This is a genomic window from Sphingobacterium sp. B16(2022), assembly GCF_012030425.1.
Classification (GTDB): Bacteria; Bacteroidota; Bacteroidia; order Sphingobacteriales; family Sphingobacteriaceae; genus Sphingobacterium; species Sphingobacterium anhuiense.
The window spans coordinates 123,044-140,016 of record NZ_JAAUVN010000004.1 but is presented as its reverse complement, the minus strand read 5'-3'; the positions used below and the strand labels follow the sequence as shown (position 1 = coordinate 140,016).

At 34.5% G+C, this 16,973-nt stretch carries 14 protein-coding genes; 10 read left to right on the top strand and 4 right to left on the bottom strand.

Going from position 1 to position 16,973, the window contains the following annotated elements; all coding sequences use genetic code 11:
* The first annotated feature begins 10 nt into the window (after nucleotides 1-10).
* Nucleotides 11-502 (top strand): hypothetical protein, encoded by a 492-nt coding sequence (locus HCX49_RS18925; RefSeq protein ID WP_132771558.1) that lies wholly within the window; start codon nucleotides 11-13, stop codon nucleotides 500-502.
* A gap of 426 nt (nucleotides 503-928) precedes the next feature.
* On the opposite strand, the gene HCX49_RS18920 is transcribed toward HCX49_RS18925, so the two are convergent.
* The 4 genes from HCX49_RS18920 to HCX49_RS18905 all read right to left on the bottom strand — a co-directional run bounded on the left by HCX49_RS18920 (nucleotide 929) and on the right by HCX49_RS18905 (nucleotide 5,967).
* Entirely contained in the window at nucleotides 929-1,564 is a 636-nt protein-coding gene (locus tag HCX49_RS18920; RefSeq protein ID WP_132771557.1) for a TetR/AcrR family transcriptional regulator, read from the bottom strand.
* Between the two features lie 98 nt (nucleotides 1,565-1,662).
* Nucleotides 1,663-2,943 (bottom strand): aminotransferase class I/II-fold pyridoxal phosphate-dependent enzyme, encoded by a 1,281-nt coding sequence (locus HCX49_RS18915; RefSeq protein WP_168127900.1) that lies wholly within the window; start codon nucleotides 2,941-2,943, stop codon nucleotides 1,663-1,665.
* Between the two features lie 969 nt (nucleotides 2,944-3,912).
* A complete protein-coding gene (pyk, locus tag HCX49_RS18910; protein WP_021192390.1) occupies nucleotides 3,913-5,340 on the bottom strand; it encodes a pyruvate kinase in 1,428 nt (475 codons plus the stop codon).
* A gap of 132 nt (nucleotides 5,341-5,472) precedes the next feature.
* Nucleotides 5,473-5,967: an IPExxxVDY family protein gene (locus HCX49_RS18905; RefSeq protein ID WP_132771554.1), complete on the bottom strand. Its 495-nt coding sequence runs from the start codon at nucleotides 5,965-5,967 to the stop codon at nucleotides 5,473-5,475.
* A 271-nt stretch (nucleotides 5,968-6,238) separates the two neighbouring features.
* Here HCX49_RS18905 and HCX49_RS18900 point away from each other — a divergent pair, with 271 nt between their 5' ends.
* From HCX49_RS18900 to HCX49_RS18860, 9 genes are all read left to right on the top strand, one after another.
* Nucleotides 6,239-6,475, top strand: a complete 237-nt coding sequence (locus tag HCX49_RS18900) for an acyl carrier protein (RefSeq protein ID WP_021192392.1) — start codon at nucleotides 6,239-6,241, stop codon at nucleotides 6,473-6,475.
* Between the two features lie 27 nt (nucleotides 6,476-6,502).
* Complete coding sequence (gene fabF, locus HCX49_RS18895; RefSeq protein ID WP_021192393.1) at nucleotides 6,503-7,756, top strand: beta-ketoacyl-ACP synthase II; 1,254 nt, start codon at nucleotides 6,503-6,505, stop codon at nucleotides 7,754-7,756.
* 77 nt (nucleotides 7,757-7,833) lie between these two features.
* Nucleotides 7,834-8,574: a ribonuclease III gene (gene rnc / locus HCX49_RS18890; protein ID WP_132771553.1), complete on the top strand. Its 741-nt coding sequence runs from the start codon at nucleotides 7,834-7,836 to the stop codon at nucleotides 8,572-8,574.
* 52 nt (nucleotides 8,575-8,626) lie between these two features.
* Complete coding sequence (gene hisS, locus HCX49_RS18885; RefSeq protein ID WP_168127899.1) at nucleotides 8,627-10,009, top strand: histidine--tRNA ligase; 1,383 nt, start codon at nucleotides 8,627-8,629, stop codon at nucleotides 10,007-10,009.
* 240 nt (nucleotides 10,010-10,249) lie between these two features.
* Nucleotides 10,250-11,245: a pyruvate dehydrogenase (acetyl-transferring) E1 component subunit alpha gene (gene pdhA, locus HCX49_RS18880; RefSeq protein ID WP_045753966.1), complete on the top strand. Its 996-nt coding sequence runs from the start codon at nucleotides 10,250-10,252 to the stop codon at nucleotides 11,243-11,245.
* A gap of 33 nt (nucleotides 11,246-11,278) precedes the next feature.
* Complete coding sequence (locus HCX49_RS18875) at nucleotides 11,279-12,913, top strand: pyruvate dehydrogenase complex dihydrolipoamide acetyltransferase (RefSeq protein ID WP_168127898.1); 1,635 nt, start codon at nucleotides 11,279-11,281, stop codon at nucleotides 12,911-12,913.
* Between the two features lie 135 nt (nucleotides 12,914-13,048).
* On the top strand, nucleotides 13,049-14,239 hold the full coding sequence (locus HCX49_RS18870; protein WP_132771550.1) for a serine hydrolase domain-containing protein: 1,191 nt from the start codon (nucleotides 13,049-13,051) through the stop codon (nucleotides 14,237-14,239).
* Nucleotides 14,240-14,253: 14 nt separating this feature from the next.
* Nucleotides 14,254-14,613, top strand: coding sequence for a CoA-binding protein (locus tag HCX49_RS18865; protein WP_168127897.1), 360 nt, complete (start codon nucleotides 14,254-14,256; stop codon nucleotides 14,611-14,613).
* A 188-nt stretch (nucleotides 14,614-14,801) separates the two neighbouring features.
* Complete coding sequence (locus HCX49_RS18860; RefSeq protein ID WP_168127896.1) at nucleotides 14,802-16,952, top strand: glycosyl hydrolase family 95 catalytic domain-containing protein; 2,151 nt, start codon at nucleotides 14,802-14,804, stop codon at nucleotides 16,950-16,952.
* Nucleotides 16,953-16,973 lie beyond the last annotated feature (21 nt).

Genomic DNA, 16,973 nt, shown 5'->3' with positions numbered 1-16,973 from the left:
AATACTCGATATGAAAAAGATATTAAGTTTAGTTTGTTTCTGTATTTCATTTTTTGCAACACATGCATATAGTGTATCCAGAGATACATCAAGTGCTAAGTTTGGTACAGAGGGTAATAAATACGGATCGAAAAATTTTGATTTAAAATTGGAGCCCAATTCGGATGAACGTTTTAATGTAGTAAAATCGAATAGTCTGCCAATAGATAGGGAGGGTGCAGATTTGAATATGAGAGGAAGTCGCTACAAGTCTAATACTCCGGTGTTAAAGATTCCGACAGATCCAAATGTTCATTATCATATGCAACACAAAAAAACTGACATTGACGATGCAGCTCCGATACCAAATTCTTTTAAGAATGCTATCCCTTTAGGAGACAGTGGCAATTCTAAACTTGAGAATAAGCCTGTTCAACCTTTATATAAATTAGAGTTTTTACCCGATAGCCTGATGCATCGTCATGACTCTCCACTCAAACGTAATGGATATAAAGCTAAATGAAGATAATTAAACCATATTTTATTGTTGCTTAAATTTTGACGGAGCTTTATTTTACTTGGTTTTTAGTTAAAAATATAGGTTCATATAAGGCAATGGGCAAACAACAACAATTAATTAGTCGCTAATTGCTATATATTGGCTATTCCTTAGATTTTGAAGTAAAGGAATTTCAGTAAATCTTGAGAATCAGCATCTAAAATTTAATTATGCTCAGTAATTGTACTTATCATATTTTGCTGTACAAGAGGTTTATTTATTATACAACCTTTTAAATGCTATTGTTCTTTGAAATCCATAATATTTATCATCGTTATGGTGGCAAAGGGAATACTAAGTTTTACGATATTCCTTATTAGATGTAAAAAACTGTGTTTTAATTAACATTTAGAAAATAAAAATAGGTCAATAACAACTAAGCTATTGACGTTACTTTACCCCGTAAGTCTGTTTTAAAATGAATTTAACAGCATCTTTAATTCGATTTATTCCTTCTTCTGTTGTTAAGTTTATCTCACAAAAGGTACTATCTGTTGTTTTTGTATGCAATACAAGATAATATATACCAGCTACTAGTAAACTAGAGACGGCTCTAAGATCAACATCTTTTCCAGCGAGTTCTTTATCAGAATATGGGAAAAACAGGGCACTCATCTTCTCTCTAGTCTGCGTTACATGGGACATAATATCAGATTTTTCACTGATCTGCCAAAGTACTACTTTTTGCATTTCTTCATTCAATGTGAATTGATCAATTTGCTCCAGTAATAAGTTTTCAAGGAAAAGGCGAGAGCTAGTACCTGAAGCTTTTGCAAGTGTTTCCTCAGCAGCAATGGTTGCTTCTACCCAGTAGTCCTTACCTTTTATATATGTTTCGATAAGATTGTCAACACTTCCAAAGTATACTGAGATTAATTTTCTGTCTACTCCAGCAGTACTGGCAATATTCGCGATTGAAAGTCCTGTATATCCTTTTTTTTCCAAAACTGCACCCACTGCTTGGATAAGTTTGGTCATCGTTCTACTTTTATCGTTCTTTTCTCCTTGATACGTTTTTCTGGCCATTGAAGTAATATATTTAGTTAGACACTGCCGTAATATATTTAGTTAAACTTTAGGATCAAAGTTAATTAAATATATTGCTTTCTTTCAATTAGATGCTTTTATCTTGTCTTAGTAAGATCAATTTTTTTGCCAATATGTTCAAAAGCATTTAAAACATGGTCTAAATGCTCCTTGCTATGTGTAGCCATTAAGCTGGTTCTGATGCGTGCATCTTTTTTAGAAACACCAGGATAAACAATGCAATTTGCATATACACCGGCCTCTAGTAGCATTCGTGCTACTTGCGCAGTTTTGTGTGGATCCCCAATCTTCACAGGAATTATTGGAGACTGTGTTGTGCCTATATTTAAGTTCAGTGAAAGAAGTCCGTTTTTAAAATAAGCAATATTTTCTGCTAATTTGGTTCTCCATTGTGGTTCTTCATCAATGAGTGCGATCGCTTTAATTAAGCCATTGGCGGCGGGTGATGATGTTGAAGAAAATACTTGTTGCCTAGCTTGATAGCGTAAATAATTTATAATTTCTGGAGTTGACACAATAAAACCGCCAATATGTCCAAATGCTTTGCTTAAAGTGCCAGAAATGATGTGAACTTTATTTAATAAATTATAAACTTCAATGCATCCTCGTCCTTTTTCACCTATTACACCGATGCCATGTGCATCATCTACCATTAAATAAGCACCATATTTTTCACAGAGATCATATATTTCATCCATTTTCGCAAGATCTCCATTTTGTGAGTAAACACCATCAATGATGACCAGTTTTGTCCTGAATTTGTTTTGAGCATCAACCAAAGCTCTTTCCAAATGAATCATACTATTGTGAGGAAAACGTTTTGTGTTTGTGCTATTTAAACCTTCGTAAACACTAGCGTGTACTTCCATATCAACAATAGCACAATCTTCTTCTTTTAGTAATGATTGTAGCGTTGCTGTGTTTGCTGTATATCCTGTTGTATAGACAATTGAGGAGCCTGTTGGTCTATTGAAAAAATCAGATAGTTTATCTTCAAGTTGAACATGATATTCATGATGGCCTCCAATAAGAGGAGATGCACCTGCCCCTGTTCCATATTTCATTATACCTTCAATTGCTGCTTGCTTCACTTTCGGATGCTGGGTGAAATTTAGGTAGTCATTTGAGACTAAACTGATACATTCCTTTGAATTTTTCATGAAGGATGTTTTCACTTGAACGACTGGTCCACACCCTTTGGTAACGAACCGAAAATTCATATGATCATTTTCGCTCATGTAATCAGTAAATTCCTGAAAAGCAGTAGCTGATTGGACCATGTCATAGTTTGGAATATTTTCAAATTCCTTAAAGCTAGCCTTTTTAAAATCAATGTTGTGGTTAAGAGTTGGTAGCATTTTTTTCTATATTATTTAATTGGCTGTAAATATTATGAAATATAATGATTTATTTTTTAAAATTCCTTGCCTTGGTATTTTTTATTATAAATTTTATCTAATGATTTTGAGCATTTATTTTGTACTTGTTTTGACATTCTAATTTATATCTAACTGTAGGTTGGGTATAAATTAGAAAATGGTGGATTTATAGATAATTTAGATTTTCTTTTGGCTCACTCTAGAGTTAAATAATACTTAGTGGACAATCCGGAATGAAGAAGGTTGTTTAATTGCCTAAATTATCAATAAGTGTCTAGTTCAAGTAGGTGTCCATCATTCCCGATATCAACCCTATTTTCATTAATTTCGATTTGCTGGGTAAGAACATAGCTACCTTGATAGGCATCATTTAAGGTTAAAAAAACCTACTGGAATAATAGTATTGTTAAAAAGGTACCTCTAAATCTTTACCGATTTTCATAGCTTAAAGCTGAACTTTACTTTATTTTTAAAATCCTTGACAGTAATCTCACTTTGTTGTTGTAGTCCATCAATAAGCACCTTTTCAGCGGTAGTTGAAAAGGTTGCTTAGTAGGTGTCGCCATCTTTTAATGGTTTTAGATCTTTAATCAATGACGGATTGTTTGAGACGCGAAAGTAAAATGCGCTAATTTCTATATTCTCTTCAGGGGTATGTTCTTTGTCCTGCTGTGTAACATCTTTACTACTCTAATAAAAAATAATATGTACAAGAATAAACGATTGAGAATGTACATATTTACTAATTTAGGAATATGGTTGAGACAATTTAGCTAATTGATTCTGTAGTAAATATCGGCTTAAATCAGGTTACTTTTTTTATTAAATGCTTTGTATATGGGAACTATGTCATTTTTAACAATAACTTCTAAATATATTGCAACAAAAAAAGCGCTCTCCAATTTATTCATGGAAAAGCGCTTTTCTATTTTTTTAATATTATGCTGATTACAATTGGGAAACACGAATTGTGTTCGTTTTTCCTTTTTCGATTAACGGTGTCGATGCAGTGTTAATCACAATCGAACCCGGAGCGATATAGTTATTCTTAACAATAAATTTATTAACATCATGAATAGAACCGTCTGTACTGTCAAATTTGTCATAAATAAAGGTTTTAACACCCCATAATAAACTTAATTGACGTAACAATTTTTTAGTTCCTGTAAAAACCATGATATCAGCGTTCGGTCTGTAACTTGCGATTTCAAATGCAGTAGCACCAGAAGATGTTAAAACAGCAATTGCGGCAGCATCTGTTTTCTTTGCTAAATATACCGAAGACGCACAAATTGCATCTGGAATTTTAGTTCCATCGCTAATCTCACTAACTTTCTCATTATAATATGGATATGATGTTTGTTCCACGTGGATAATGATTTTACTCATTGTTTCGATAACGATTTCAGGAAATTCACCTACAGATGTTTCTCCGCTTAACATCACTGCATCAGCTCCATCAATAACCGAGTTAGCAACATCATTAACTTCAGCACGTGTAGCACGTGGAGTTGTGATCATACTTTCTAACATCTGAGTTGCAATGATAACCGGTTTTGATAAATCACGACATTTTTGAACGATGATTTTTTGTAAACCTGGTACTTCTTCCATTGGCATTTCAACACCTAGATCACCACGTGCAACCATAATTGCATCAGTTGCTTCGATGATAGCATCAATATTTTCGATAGCCTCGGGTTTTTCGATTTTTGCGATTACTTGTGCGTGGCTTCCTTTTTCAGCAATGATTTTTTTACATTGGTAAATATCTTCTGCTGAACGTACAAATGACATTGCAATCCAATCTGCACCATGGTCAAGTGCAAAATTTAAATTATCTAGATCTTCTTCTGTTAAAGAAGGAATTGAAACTTTTGTGTTTGGTAAATTAACCCCTTTACGAGAAGTTAATACACCTCCATGTACAACCTCACAAGTAACAGTATCTTTATAGTTGGTGTTTAAAACACGCAATTGCAATTTGCCATCATCTAATAAGATGATTTCATTAGCAGCAACATCATTTGGGAAATTTTCATAAGTGATGTAAATTTTCTCTTCATCACCGATTAATTCATGTGTAGTGATTTCAACTTGTGAGCCATTTACTAATATAGCGCCACCTTCTTTCATTTTTCCGATACGGATCTTAGGACCTTGTAGATCGGCTAAAATAGCGACATTAAAATTAGTTTCTTCATTGATCGCATTGATGGTTTCAATTACTTTCAAATGATCTTCTTGACTACCGTGTGAAAAGTTTAAACGACATACGTCTACACCTTTAGCAATCATATTTGTTAGCACTTGTTTATCAGCAGATGCAGGACCTAGTGTTGCAACAATTTTAGTCCTTTTTTGAACTTTTTCCATTCTAATTTTTTTATTACTATGTATTTTTATTTTTATATAACTTCATTTTTTTTGTGAAATTATAAAACTCGTTTTACTAACGAGGATAATTTAGATTTAAGGGGTGTATCTTGTACACTATTAAATAGTTTGCTAAAATATCAGATTTTCTTTGGATTTCAATATTTTTGGTGATATTTCTTTTACAAACACGACTTCGGGTATTTTGTTTATATTTTTTACTATACGATCCAGGTCATCATCATCAATATAATTTTTGATAATTATAAAATAATCGAAATTAGGATGCTCCGGTATTAATAAATTACCTTCGATACTTTTATTGTTGATTAAATAATATTCTGTTTGAAATTTGGTATTTATATACCAGAAGGTAGTAAAGTGCTGCTTCGATTTTTTAGCATTGTCAAAAACAATATGATACTCTAATTCTTCAGAAGTTTTTTGCTTTAACTTTTGATTATGGTCAAATTTATCTTCTTTTCCTCTGACAAAATTTAGGAGCGTTAGCTTATTAATAAAATGGCAGAGACGGTAATCTTTTAAAGGAGATGAAATGGCAATAAGGACGAAGTCTAATTCGGCATCAAATTCTAGGTCCCATTTTAGTATCGTTTTGTTATTCAAAGTGAAAATTTAAGCTTGTGTTCTTGACGAAAATACAAAAAAATGATGCAAATGCTGTGAATTTAATGTAAAATTTCAATTAATTGCCTCTATGTTTGTACATATTAGGAATTATTGTTATACTTGAATACGGTTAGTTTATAGCGAGTTAAGGGTGTAGCTGTACCGGGTTGGGAAATAATTTGACAATCTAAAAATCAAATGGATTTTTATATTTGATGAAATTTATTTTTCTTTGCACAGATTTATTAAACAATTAAACTATAAAATCATGTCAGATATCGCTTCAAGAGTAAAGGCAATTATCGTTGAAAAATTAGGTGTAGACGAAAACGAGGTAACACCAGAAGCTTCTTTCACTAATGATTTAGGTGCAGATTCACTTGATACTGTAGAGTTAATCATGGAATTTGAGAAAGAATTCAACGTTGCAATACCTGATGACCAAGCTGAAACTATTGGTACAGTGGGACAAGCAATCACTTATTTAGAAAAAAACGTTAACTAACTAATTTAATTGGGCCAAATCGTATAAATGGAGCTTAAAAGAGTAGTAGTAACAGGATTAGGCGCACTTACACCAATTGGTAATACCGTTTCAGAATATTGGAATAGTTTACTAGATGGTGTAAGCGGTGCTGCTCCCATTACGCATTTTGATGCGTCAAAATTTAAAACCCAATTCGCTTGTGAAGTGAAGGGGTTTGATCCACATGAATTTATGGATCGCAAGGAAGCTCGCAAAGTAGATCCTTTTGTACAGTATGCTATTGCATCATCTGATGAAGCAATTAAGGATGCTGGTTTAATTTTTGAAAATTTAGATACAAATCGTATCGGAGTTATTTGGGGATCAGGAATTGGGGGATTGACAACTTTCACAGATGAAGTTGTAAATTTCGCAAAAGGGGATGGAACACCACGTTTCAATCCTTTCTTCATTCCAAAAATGCTTGTCGATATTGCTCCGGGACATATTTCTATGCGTCACGGACTTCGTGGACCTAACTTTTCGGCTGTCTCCGCATGTGCTTCGGCAACCAATGCGATGATTGATGCTTTTAACTATATCCGTATGGGTAAAGCTGATGTAATCGTAACTGGTGGATCTGAGGCAACTATTAATGAAGCTGGAATCGGTGGATTTAATGCAATGCATGCATTGTCAACTAGAAATGATGATCCTAAAACAGCTTCACGTCCTTTTGATAAGGATCGTGATGGTTTTGTTTCTGGTGAAGGGTCTGGTGCGATCATATTAGAAAGTTTAGAACACGCATTAGCGCGTGGTGCTAAAATTTATGCTGAAATTGGGGGTGGGGGTATGAGTGCTGATGCACATCACATCACAGCTTCTCATCCAGAGGGCTTAGGTGCTAAACTTGCGATGACAATGGCGGTTAATGATGCGGAACTAGATTTCACAGATATTGACTATATCAATGTGCATGGCACTTCTACTCCGGTAGGGGATATTAGTGAAACTAAAGCTATTGTAGATTTATTTGGTGAGCACGCTTATAAATTGAACATTAGTTCGACAAAATCAATGACAGGACACCTTTTAGGTGCTGCTGGTGCGATTGAAACTATTGCTTCTATTTTAGCTGTTCAAAATGATATAGTACCACCTACTATTAATCATTTTACAGATGATCCGGAATTGGATAACAGATTAAATTTCACATTTAATAAAGCTCAAAAGCGTATTGTAAATGCTGCAATGAGTAATACTTTTGGTTTTGGTGGTCATAACGCAACTATTGTTGTGAAGAAATACAAAGCTTAATATTACTTTATTTAAGTTATTAAAATAATTGGGATACAACAGGTGCTTTATACCTGTTGTCCCTTTTTTAGACTAAGATGCCTTTTTCAAGGATTTATAAATTATATTTTTCTGCTGACAAAGCTTATGTTAGAAAGCTCAAGAACCTGTTAGGTTTTGTCCCTGGAAACATACGACTTTATCAAATGGCTTTTAGGCATAAGTCTGTAGCTGTTGTGATCAAGGAAGGTTCCAAAAATAGCAACGAAAGATTGGAATTTTTGGGAGATGCTATTTTAGGTTCAGTGGTTGCTGAACTACTATTTAAAAAATACCCTTATAAAGACGAAGGCTTTTTGACTGAAATGAGATCTAAAATTGTCAGTCGTGTACATCTTAATCAACTTTCTCGGAAGCTCGGATTAAATGAGCTTATTCAGTTTGACGCGAGAATGATTAGCTTTCCCAATAAACAAGGCTCTCTGCTAGGTGATGCTTTTGAAGCACTTATCGGTGCCGTATATTTGGACAAAGGGTATGTGTTTACTAAAAATTTTCTGTTAAACCGTATTATTAAACCACATGTAGATATTCACTTATTGGAACAAACGGAAACTAATTTTAAAAGTCGTTTGATCGAATGGTGCCAGCATAATGGTAAAGAGGTTGTATTCAATCAAATTGATAATCCTCCTGGTGAATCGAATAAAATGTTTTCTATTGAAGCAGTTGTACAAGGTGAAGTTTGTGGCCTAGGACAAGATTTCAATAAAAAAAGCGCTGAAAAAACAGCTGCAGAAAAAGCTTGTGAGTATTTGAAAATTTTAGAGCTTGACTAAGCTTTTTTCTTCGAAGTTCCAATAAATCCTTCTTAAATATTAACTTTGCCAAATGGCAACAGTAAAACCTTCTTTAGCAAAAGGCACACGTGATTTTTCACCTGCCGAAATGCTTAAACGTAATTATATTTTCAATACACTTAAGCGTGTTTTTAAAAAGTATGGTTACAGTGAAATTCAAACTCCTTCTTTTGAAAATTTGCAGACACTTACGGGAAAGTATGGTGATGAAGGGGATCAGTTAATTTTCAAGATTTTGAATTCTGGAGATTATTTGAGTAAAGCTCCCAATGATTTAGTTGAATCCAAGTCTTCAACTAAATTAATCTCATATATTTCTGAAAAAGCACTTCGTTATGATCTCACTGTACCGTTTGCTCGTTACGTTGTCATGCATCAAAATGATATTTCTTTACCTTTTAAACGTTTTCAAATTCAACCTGTATGGCGCGCTGATCGTCCTCAAAGAGGTCGTTATCGCGAATTCTATCAGTGTGATGTAGATGTAGTGGGTTCTGAAAGCCTATTGAATGAAGCTGAGTTTATTTTGATCTATCATGAAGCATTGAAAAATTTGGGACTGCAAGATTTTACGATTAAAATTAACAACCGTAAGATTCTTTCAGGTATTGCTGAGATTATTGGCAAGCCGGAACTTATTGTCGATATGACAGTTGCGATCGATAAATTGGATAAGATCGGTTTAGAAGGTGTAAATAAAGAACTATTAGAACGAGGTTTTACAGCAGCGGATTTAGAAATTTTACGTCCAATTATTTTATTAGAGGGATCAAATCTAAAGAAATTGTCTGCCTTAAAGCACGTATTATCAAATTCGGAAATAGGATTAAAGGGAATAGCAGAAATAGAAGAATCGTTTGATTATATTTCTAAGTTGGATTCTTCAAATGAAGTTTTAAACCAATTTGTAGAGGTTGATATTACCCTAGCGCGTGGGTTGAATTATTATACGGGCTGCATTTTCGAGGTAAAAACGAATGAAGTCGCTATGGGGAGCATCGGTGGTGGTGGACGCTACGATGATTTGACAGGTATGTTTGGTTTGAAAGGATTGACCGGTGTAGGTGTGTCTTTCGGTGCCGATCGTATCTATGACGTTCTAGAAGAATTAAATCTTTACCCTGAGGCTAAGGGAGATTACACTAAGCTTTTGATTGTGAACTTTGATAAAGAAACCGAGTCCTTTACATTACCTCTTCTAAATCGCCTACGTAAGGCGAACATTGCAGTCGAGCTTTATCCAACAGCCGCGAAATTGAAAAAACAGATGAGTTATGCCGACAGTAAAGGCATTCCATTTGTTCTATTAATTGGTGAAGAGGAAGTTTCTTCAGGCCAGCTTTCATTGAAAGATATGCAAACAGGTGATCAAAGAAAAATAGATGAATCAAGTTTGATTGTTGAATTGAGCTAAAATCATATTTGTTACAAAACAAAAAAGCCAAAAGAATAATATGTCTTTTGGCTTTTTTGTTTGTTCTTTTTTTAATTTACTAAATTAAGCCAGTCATTTATTTGGGTATCTTCTTATGTCGTTTAAATCAAATGTCTTAGAACTGTCTAAAACAAGAAGAAAATTTGATTTTCTGACCAAAATATCACCCAAATTGATTAGATTTGTAGTCAAGATTAGTAAGAAATTCAAAACTTTGAAATGAGTTCAACACCTATAACAAAAGAGACATATTTAGAGTGGTATAGATCTATGCTACTTATGCGTAAGTTTGAAGAGAAGACAGGTCAACTTTATGGACAACAAAAAATCCGTGGTTTCTGTCACTTGTACATTGGACAAGAGGCAGTAGTAGCAGGTACAATGTCTGTTATCAAACCTGAAGATTCTTTAATTACAGCCTACCGTGATCACGCACATGCTTTAGCAAAAGGTGTGTCAGCGAATGAATGTATGGCTGAGATGTTTGGAAAAGCAACAGGTTGTTCAAAAGGAAAAGGTGGATCTATGCACTTTTTCTCGAAAGAACATAAAATGATGGGTGGCCATGGTATTGTTGGTGGTCAGATTCCATTAGGAGCTGGTATCGCTTTTGCTGAAAAATATTTGGGTACAAATAATGTTAACGTATGTTACATGGGTGATGGCGCAGTTCGTCAAGGTGCTTTTAATGAAACTTTGAACATGGCCATGTTGTGGAAATTGCCTGTAATTTTTGTTTGTGAAAACAATGGTTATGCAATGGGTACTTCCGTACAACGTACAACCAATATGCAAGATATTTATAAAATGGGACTGGGTTTTGATATGCCTTGTGCACCAGTAGATGGTATGGATGTCGTAGCTGTACACAATGCGATGGATGAAGCTGTTCAACGTGCTCGTGCTGGGGAAGGACCTACTTTCTTGGAAATACGTACATACCGTTACAAAGGTCACTCGATGTCCGATCCTGCGAAATATCGTACGAAAGAAGAATTAGAAGAATATAAAGGACGTGATCCATTGTTGGCGACAAAGCATGCTATTGTTGAAAACAATTATGCTGATGAGGCTTGGTTTGCTGAAGTGGATGCTGAAGTGAAAAGTATTGTAGATGAATCTGTGAAATTTGCTGAAGAATCTCCTTTCCCTACAGCTGATGAATTGTACAAAGATGTGTACGTTCAAGAGGATTATCCATTTATATTAGATTAATATAAGTTACTTTAACTAGATAAATAAAATACAATGGCTGAAGTAGTTAGAATGCCGAAAATGAGCGATACCATGACCGAAGGGGTTATCGCAAAATGGCACAAACAAGTTGGTGATAAAGTTAATTCTGGTGATTTAGTTGCTGAAATCGAAACTGATAAAGCGACGATGGATTTTGAATCATACCAAGAAGGAACACTTTTATATATTGGTCCTAAGGAAGGTGAAGCAGTTGCTATTGATGCTGTTATTGCCATTCTTGGAGAACCTGGAGAAGATTTTCAAGCATTATTAAATGACGCTCCTCAGGCTGAAGAAGTGACGGAGAAAAAGGAAGTAGAAGGTTCTAATTCATCTGGGACTGAAGCAGCTCCTCAGTCTAATGTAACACCGGAGTCTTTAGGTGTTACAGTTATCACTATGCCTTTGTTAAGTGATACGATGACAGAAGGTGTAATTGCGCAATGGAATTTTAAAGTTGGTGATACAATCAAATCTGATGATTCTATTGCGGATGTAGAGACGGATAAAGCGACGATGGAGGTTACAGCTTATGCTGATGGCACATTGTTATATGTAGGTCTTGAGGCAGGTGAGGCTGCTAAAGTAAATGATATTATTGCTATTGTAGGTCCTGCAGGAACAGATGTAACACCATTGTTAAATCAAAAAGCTGCTCCTACATCTCAAGCTGCTCCTGCCGAAGTAAAAAATGAATCAAAGGTAGAGGCTAATGTAACTACGGAAAATAAAGCTACTGATGTAGCCGATGATTCTCGAGTGAAAGCATCTCCATTAGCACGTAAAATTGCTAAAGATAAAGGAATCAACCTGAATGAGATTAAAGGATCTGCTGATGGTGGCCGTATTGTAAAAAAAGATGTTGAATCTTACGTTCCAGCTACTAAAGTTGCTCCTGCTTCAACAACTGCTGCGCCAGTTGCTACTGAAACAAAAGCGATCACTTTACCTACTTTTGTAGGTGAAGAGAGATATACAGAAGTTGCTGTTTCTCAAATGCGTAAAACAATTGCACGTCGATTAGGTGAAAGTTTGTTTACTGCTCCACATTTTTACCTAACGGTAAGTATTGACATGGAAAATGCAATGCTTGCTCGTACGCAAATCAATGAAGTGGCTCCAGTAAAAGTTTCTTTCAATGATATCGTTGTAAAAGCAGTTGCAGTTGCATTGAAAAAGCATCCTGCCGTAAACTCTTCATGGAAAGGTGATAAGATTCGTTTTAATGAACATACAAATATTGGTGTTGCAATGGCTGTTGAAGATGGCTTATTAGTTCCTGTTGTACGTTTTGCTGACGGAAAATCATTATCTCACATTTCTGCAGAAGTTAAAGATTTCGCTCAAAAAGCGAAAACTAAAAAATTAACTCCAGCTGACTGGGAAGGTTCAACATTTACAGTTTCTAATTTAGGTATGTTTGGTATTGATGAATTCACATCAATTATCAACTCTCCGGATGGTGCAATTCTATCTGTTGGTGCAATTCAACAAGTTCCTGTTGTTAAGAATGGTACTGTTGTTCCTGGTAATGTGATGAAGTTGACTTTAGGTTGTGACCACCGTGTAGTGGACGGTGCTACTGGTGCTCAATTCTTGCAAACATTAAAAGCATTATTAGAAAATCCAGTGAGATTATTAGCGTAATCTTACTTCGAATAAGTATATTCAAAAGGTCACTTTATATAAAGTGACCTTTTTTTATTGTTTTTTTCTTTTTTTAGTACTAAAATCAGCATTTTAGCATTAATACATTAGAAAAGAAATAGAATCCGTTAAATAGTGAAATTATATATACTAAAAAGCATAGTTGCTGTTCTTATCATAGCAACCGTATCGTGTAGTTCGAAAGAAGAAAAGCAAAAAAAAGCATTAGTTGAACAGGCTAAGACTGACAGTTTAAAACTCATATACAATCCATCTGAAGCAGATCCTAAAATTGAAGCTTTTATGCAAAATTTGCATAAAAGAGTAGGATTTAATGGTAATGTACTGATTGCAAAAAATGGAAAGATTTTATATCAGAATTCATTTGGTTGGGCAAATTATCTTTTAAAAGATAGTTTGAAGATTGATTCGAAATTTGAATTAGCGTCTGTTTCCAAACCACTTACAGGTATTGGTATTTTGAAATTGGTTGAAGAGGGCAAATTGAAATTGGATCAAACTATTAATGATTTTTATCCTAATTTTCCCTATCCAGATATTACAATAAAGCAATTATTGTCTCATCGTTCTGGATTGCCAAATTATGTTTATTTTTCGGAAGAGCATTGGAAGGAAAAAAAGAAGGGTATGACCAATCAAGATGTCATGAATATGCTGATTGAGTTTAAACCGAATCGCTATGGTAAACCTGACGGTAAATTCTTTTATAACAATTCGAATTTCATGGTTTTAGGCGCTATTATTGAAAAGGTAACTAATCAAAGTTATGCGGAATGGATGAAAGAAAATGTCTTTAATCCAGCAGGAATGACTAATACAGCTGCATTGTCAAAAGCTATTTATGAAAAAATTCCGACAGATGTTATCGGTCACGATAAGGTTTGGAGAAGATCTGTTGTTCAGAATTTTCAAGATGGCCCTCTGGGCGATAAGGGAATTTATAGTACAGTTCGGGATCTGTATAAATTAGATTTAGCGTTAAATGAAGGAAGGTTATTAAAGAAAGAAACGTTAGATTCTGCTTATGTCGATCGTGCGAAATCTAAAAATGGAATATTTGGGTACGGATTAGGTTGGCGCACTTTTCACAGAAATAATGATCTAATAATCTATCATACTGGATGGTGGCACGGATTTCGCAATTTGTATGTTAGGGATCTAAAAAATAACGTTACGATTGTACTTTTATCGAATATGACTAATGGTAGCTTAGTTAAATTGGATGAATTGTATAAAATTTTAGGGATGCCTATCTTAAGAAAGGGAATATATAATGATGCTGGTAATGTGGCTGATGATGTTTAATAAAATAAGTAGTTATGAAAAAAACGCTAATAATAGGAGCGAGTACTAATTCAGAAAGGTATTCGTATAAAGCAGCCTATAAATTGAAGCAATATGGACATGATATTGTGAATGTTGGGCTTAAGAAGGGTGAAGTTGCTGGTGTCGAAATAGAACCTATGGGACTTATTCACACGGATATTGATACCATTACTATGTATGTTGGCGCAGCAAATCAAAAAAGCTATTTGGATTATATTTTAGAAACAAAGCCAAAGCGGATTATTTTTAATCCTGGAGCTGAAAATGCGGAATTAGAAGCACTTGCAGGTGCAATAGGTATTAATACTGAAAATGCTTGTACATTGGTTCTTTTAAGTACAGGACAGTATTAAGTGGATTGATCTAATTGTTTTATTATTGGATCTATGATCCTTATTAAATAATCATGAAAAAAGGGTAATAATGGTTTCTGAAACCATTATTACCCTTTTTTCATGATTATCTTCTCAAACGATTTCGTAAGTTTCTCTTGTGTGTCTACTAAAAAAAGTACATTTTAGAGCCCAATTGAACCCTATTTATGCGGAATTTATATATTTTTTTTATTTCAATCTTATGTGTTATTTGTCGTGCTCAGGGTCAAGACAAACCAATATTTCATATTCCTCAGTTGGGTAAAAATATTTACGAAGGGGTATTCACGGGGAATGGTTTATTAGGAACGATGACCTATTTGAAATCTTCACAAGCTGTACGTATAGATATTGGTAGAACGGATATTTATGATCATCGTGAAAAAAATCGTGAAAAGCTTTTTGATAAAGCTCGTCTGTCACTAGGGCATTTTTCTATAAACCTTAATGTGGACATTGATAGTATAGGTGGTGATATTTTTATTCAGCAAGCTTATTCTCAAACGAATATTAAGACTTCGGATGGTATGTTGCATATTAAAACGACAACACTGTCTGATGATAATATTATACTCATTGAAGTCATTAAAAAGGACTACCATGGGAACTACTCTTTTGACTGGTGTCCGGATTCTGCTATCAGTCCCCGTATGAAATTTGATTATACACAAAAACCTACTTATTATACTCGCAATCCTGAGGGAAAATCAGGCACTAGTAAGGGATTTTCTTTTTATAATCAAGAGTTATTAGCTGGCGGTGGCTATGCAACTGTATATAAGAAAATGCTCGGTATGTACAATGATGTTTATGTTGTCTCGGTTGGATATAATCAGGTTAACAAGAGCTATCTAAAAGAAACAATTGATTATGTTGATCATTTTGATTCTAAAGATATTACTATAGCCTTGGATAAACACCAAAATTGGTGGCGTAATTATTATAGTGCTTCTTCTTTGTCATTACCAGATAAAATTTATCAGCGTTTTTATGATATGCAGTTGTATAAATTAGCAAGTGCCACCAGAACAAATAAGCCAGCAATAGATTTGCAGGGGCCATGGACGAGCGTTACTCCTTGGCCAGCTTACTGGATGAACTTAAATATGCAATTGACATATTCTCCTGTTTTCACGTCAAACCATCTTGATATCGCGAATTCTTTAATTCAAATGATTGATCAGAATGTCTCCAATTTGAGAGAAAATGTTCCTGTGGCTTATCGTTATAATAGCATTGCTATTGGGCGCTCATCTGCGAACGATCTCTGGAGTCCTGTTCTCTTAGAGAAGGGAGTCTCAATTTCCGATGCTTCTGATGGTGAAAAAGAACTTGGCAACTTGCTTTGGTTATTGCATAGCTACTATTCTTACTATCGCTATGGCATGCAGGAAGAGGTATATGACCGCTTATTTCCCTTACTTAAAGAGGCTGTTAATTATTATTTGCATCTATTAGAAAAAAATGAATCAGGAAAATATCATATCGCTGTTAAAACTTATTCGCCAGAATATAAATATGGGTATGCTTATGATACGAATTATGATCTAGCTATTCTGAGATGGGGGCTTAGATCACTCATCGAGCTAGATTATGAAAAGAATAGGAAAGATCCTCTATATGATCGATGGCTCGATGTACTCGAAAATTTGGTCGATTTTCCACAAGGGGTAAACGGTTATTTGATAGCTAAGGATGTTCCTTATGGTGAGTCACATAGACATTATTCGCATTTAATGATGATCTATCCTTTTTATGAAATTAATTGGGATCAAAAGGAAAATAGAGTTTTGATTGAGCGTTCAATTAAGTATTGGCAGAGTAAAAATCAGTTCTTGCAAGGTTATTCATTTACTGGTGCTGCATCGATGTATGCCATGATGGGAAGGGGAGATGATGCCTTAGCGTCTCTTGATAATTTATTAAAATCTTATATTAAAAAGAATACGCTTTATGCCGAGTCGGGACCAGTAATTGAAACCCCGTTAGCAGCAATGACAAGCATCCAAGAACTGTGCTTACAATATTGGAATGGAAAATTAAGAATTTTTCCCGCTGTACCTACTGCCTGGAAGGATATTTCTTTTAAAAGATTTTTGACTGATGGAGCTTTTCTGGTTTCTGCAAAGAGGAAAAATGGTATAACGCAAACTGTGGAGATCGAAAGTCAACATACGGGTACAATTAGAGTTGAATCGGGGATATTGACTCCAATGATTGTGATTAAAGGGAAGGGTAAGTATGAAATAGATCTTGATGGAATAATTGTTTTTACACTTAATAAGGGCTCTCGAGCAGTAGTTTATGAGAAGAAGTAGAAAATGCTATAAAATTTTAAT

Excerpts from the sequence above, each read along its gene's own strand:
- HCX49_RS18925 (WP_132771558.1), top strand. The coding sequence starts at position 11 with ATGAAAAAGATATTAAGTTTAGTTTGTTTCTGTATTTCATTTTTTGCA.
- HCX49_RS18920 (WP_132771557.1), bottom strand. The coding sequence starts at position 1,564 with ATGGCCAGAAAAACGTATCAAGGAGAAAAGAACGATAAAAGTAGAACG.
- HCX49_RS18915 (WP_168127900.1), bottom strand. The coding sequence starts at position 2,943 with ATGCTACCAACTCTTAACCACAACATTGATTTTAAAAAGGCTAGCTTT.
- pyk (WP_021192390.1), bottom strand. The coding sequence starts at position 5,340 with ATGGAAAAAGTTCAAAAAAGGACTAAAATTGTTGCAACACTAGGTCCT.
- HCX49_RS18900 (WP_021192392.1), top strand. The coding sequence starts at position 6,239 with ATGTCAGATATCGCTTCAAGAGTAAAGGCAATTATCGTTGAAAAATTA.
- fabF (WP_021192393.1), top strand. The coding sequence starts at position 6,503 with ATGGAGCTTAAAAGAGTAGTAGTAACAGGATTAGGCGCACTTACACCA.
- rnc (WP_132771553.1), top strand. The coding sequence starts at position 7,834 with ATGCCTTTTTCAAGGATTTATAAATTATATTTTTCTGCTGACAAAGCT.
- hisS (WP_168127899.1), top strand. The coding sequence starts at position 8,627 with ATGGCAACAGTAAAACCTTCTTTAGCAAAAGGCACACGTGATTTTTCA.
- pdhA (WP_045753966.1), top strand. The coding sequence starts at position 10,250 with ATGAGTTCAACACCTATAACAAAAGAGACATATTTAGAGTGGTATAGA.
- HCX49_RS18875 (WP_168127898.1), top strand. The coding sequence starts at position 11,279 with ATGGCTGAAGTAGTTAGAATGCCGAAAATGAGCGATACCATGACCGAA.
- HCX49_RS18865 (WP_168127897.1), top strand. The coding sequence starts at position 14,254 with ATGAAAAAAACGCTAATAATAGGAGCGAGTACTAATTCAGAAAGGTAT.
- HCX49_RS18860 (WP_168127896.1), top strand. The coding sequence starts at position 14,802 with ATGCGGAATTTATATATTTTTTTTATTTCAATCTTATGTGTTATTTGT.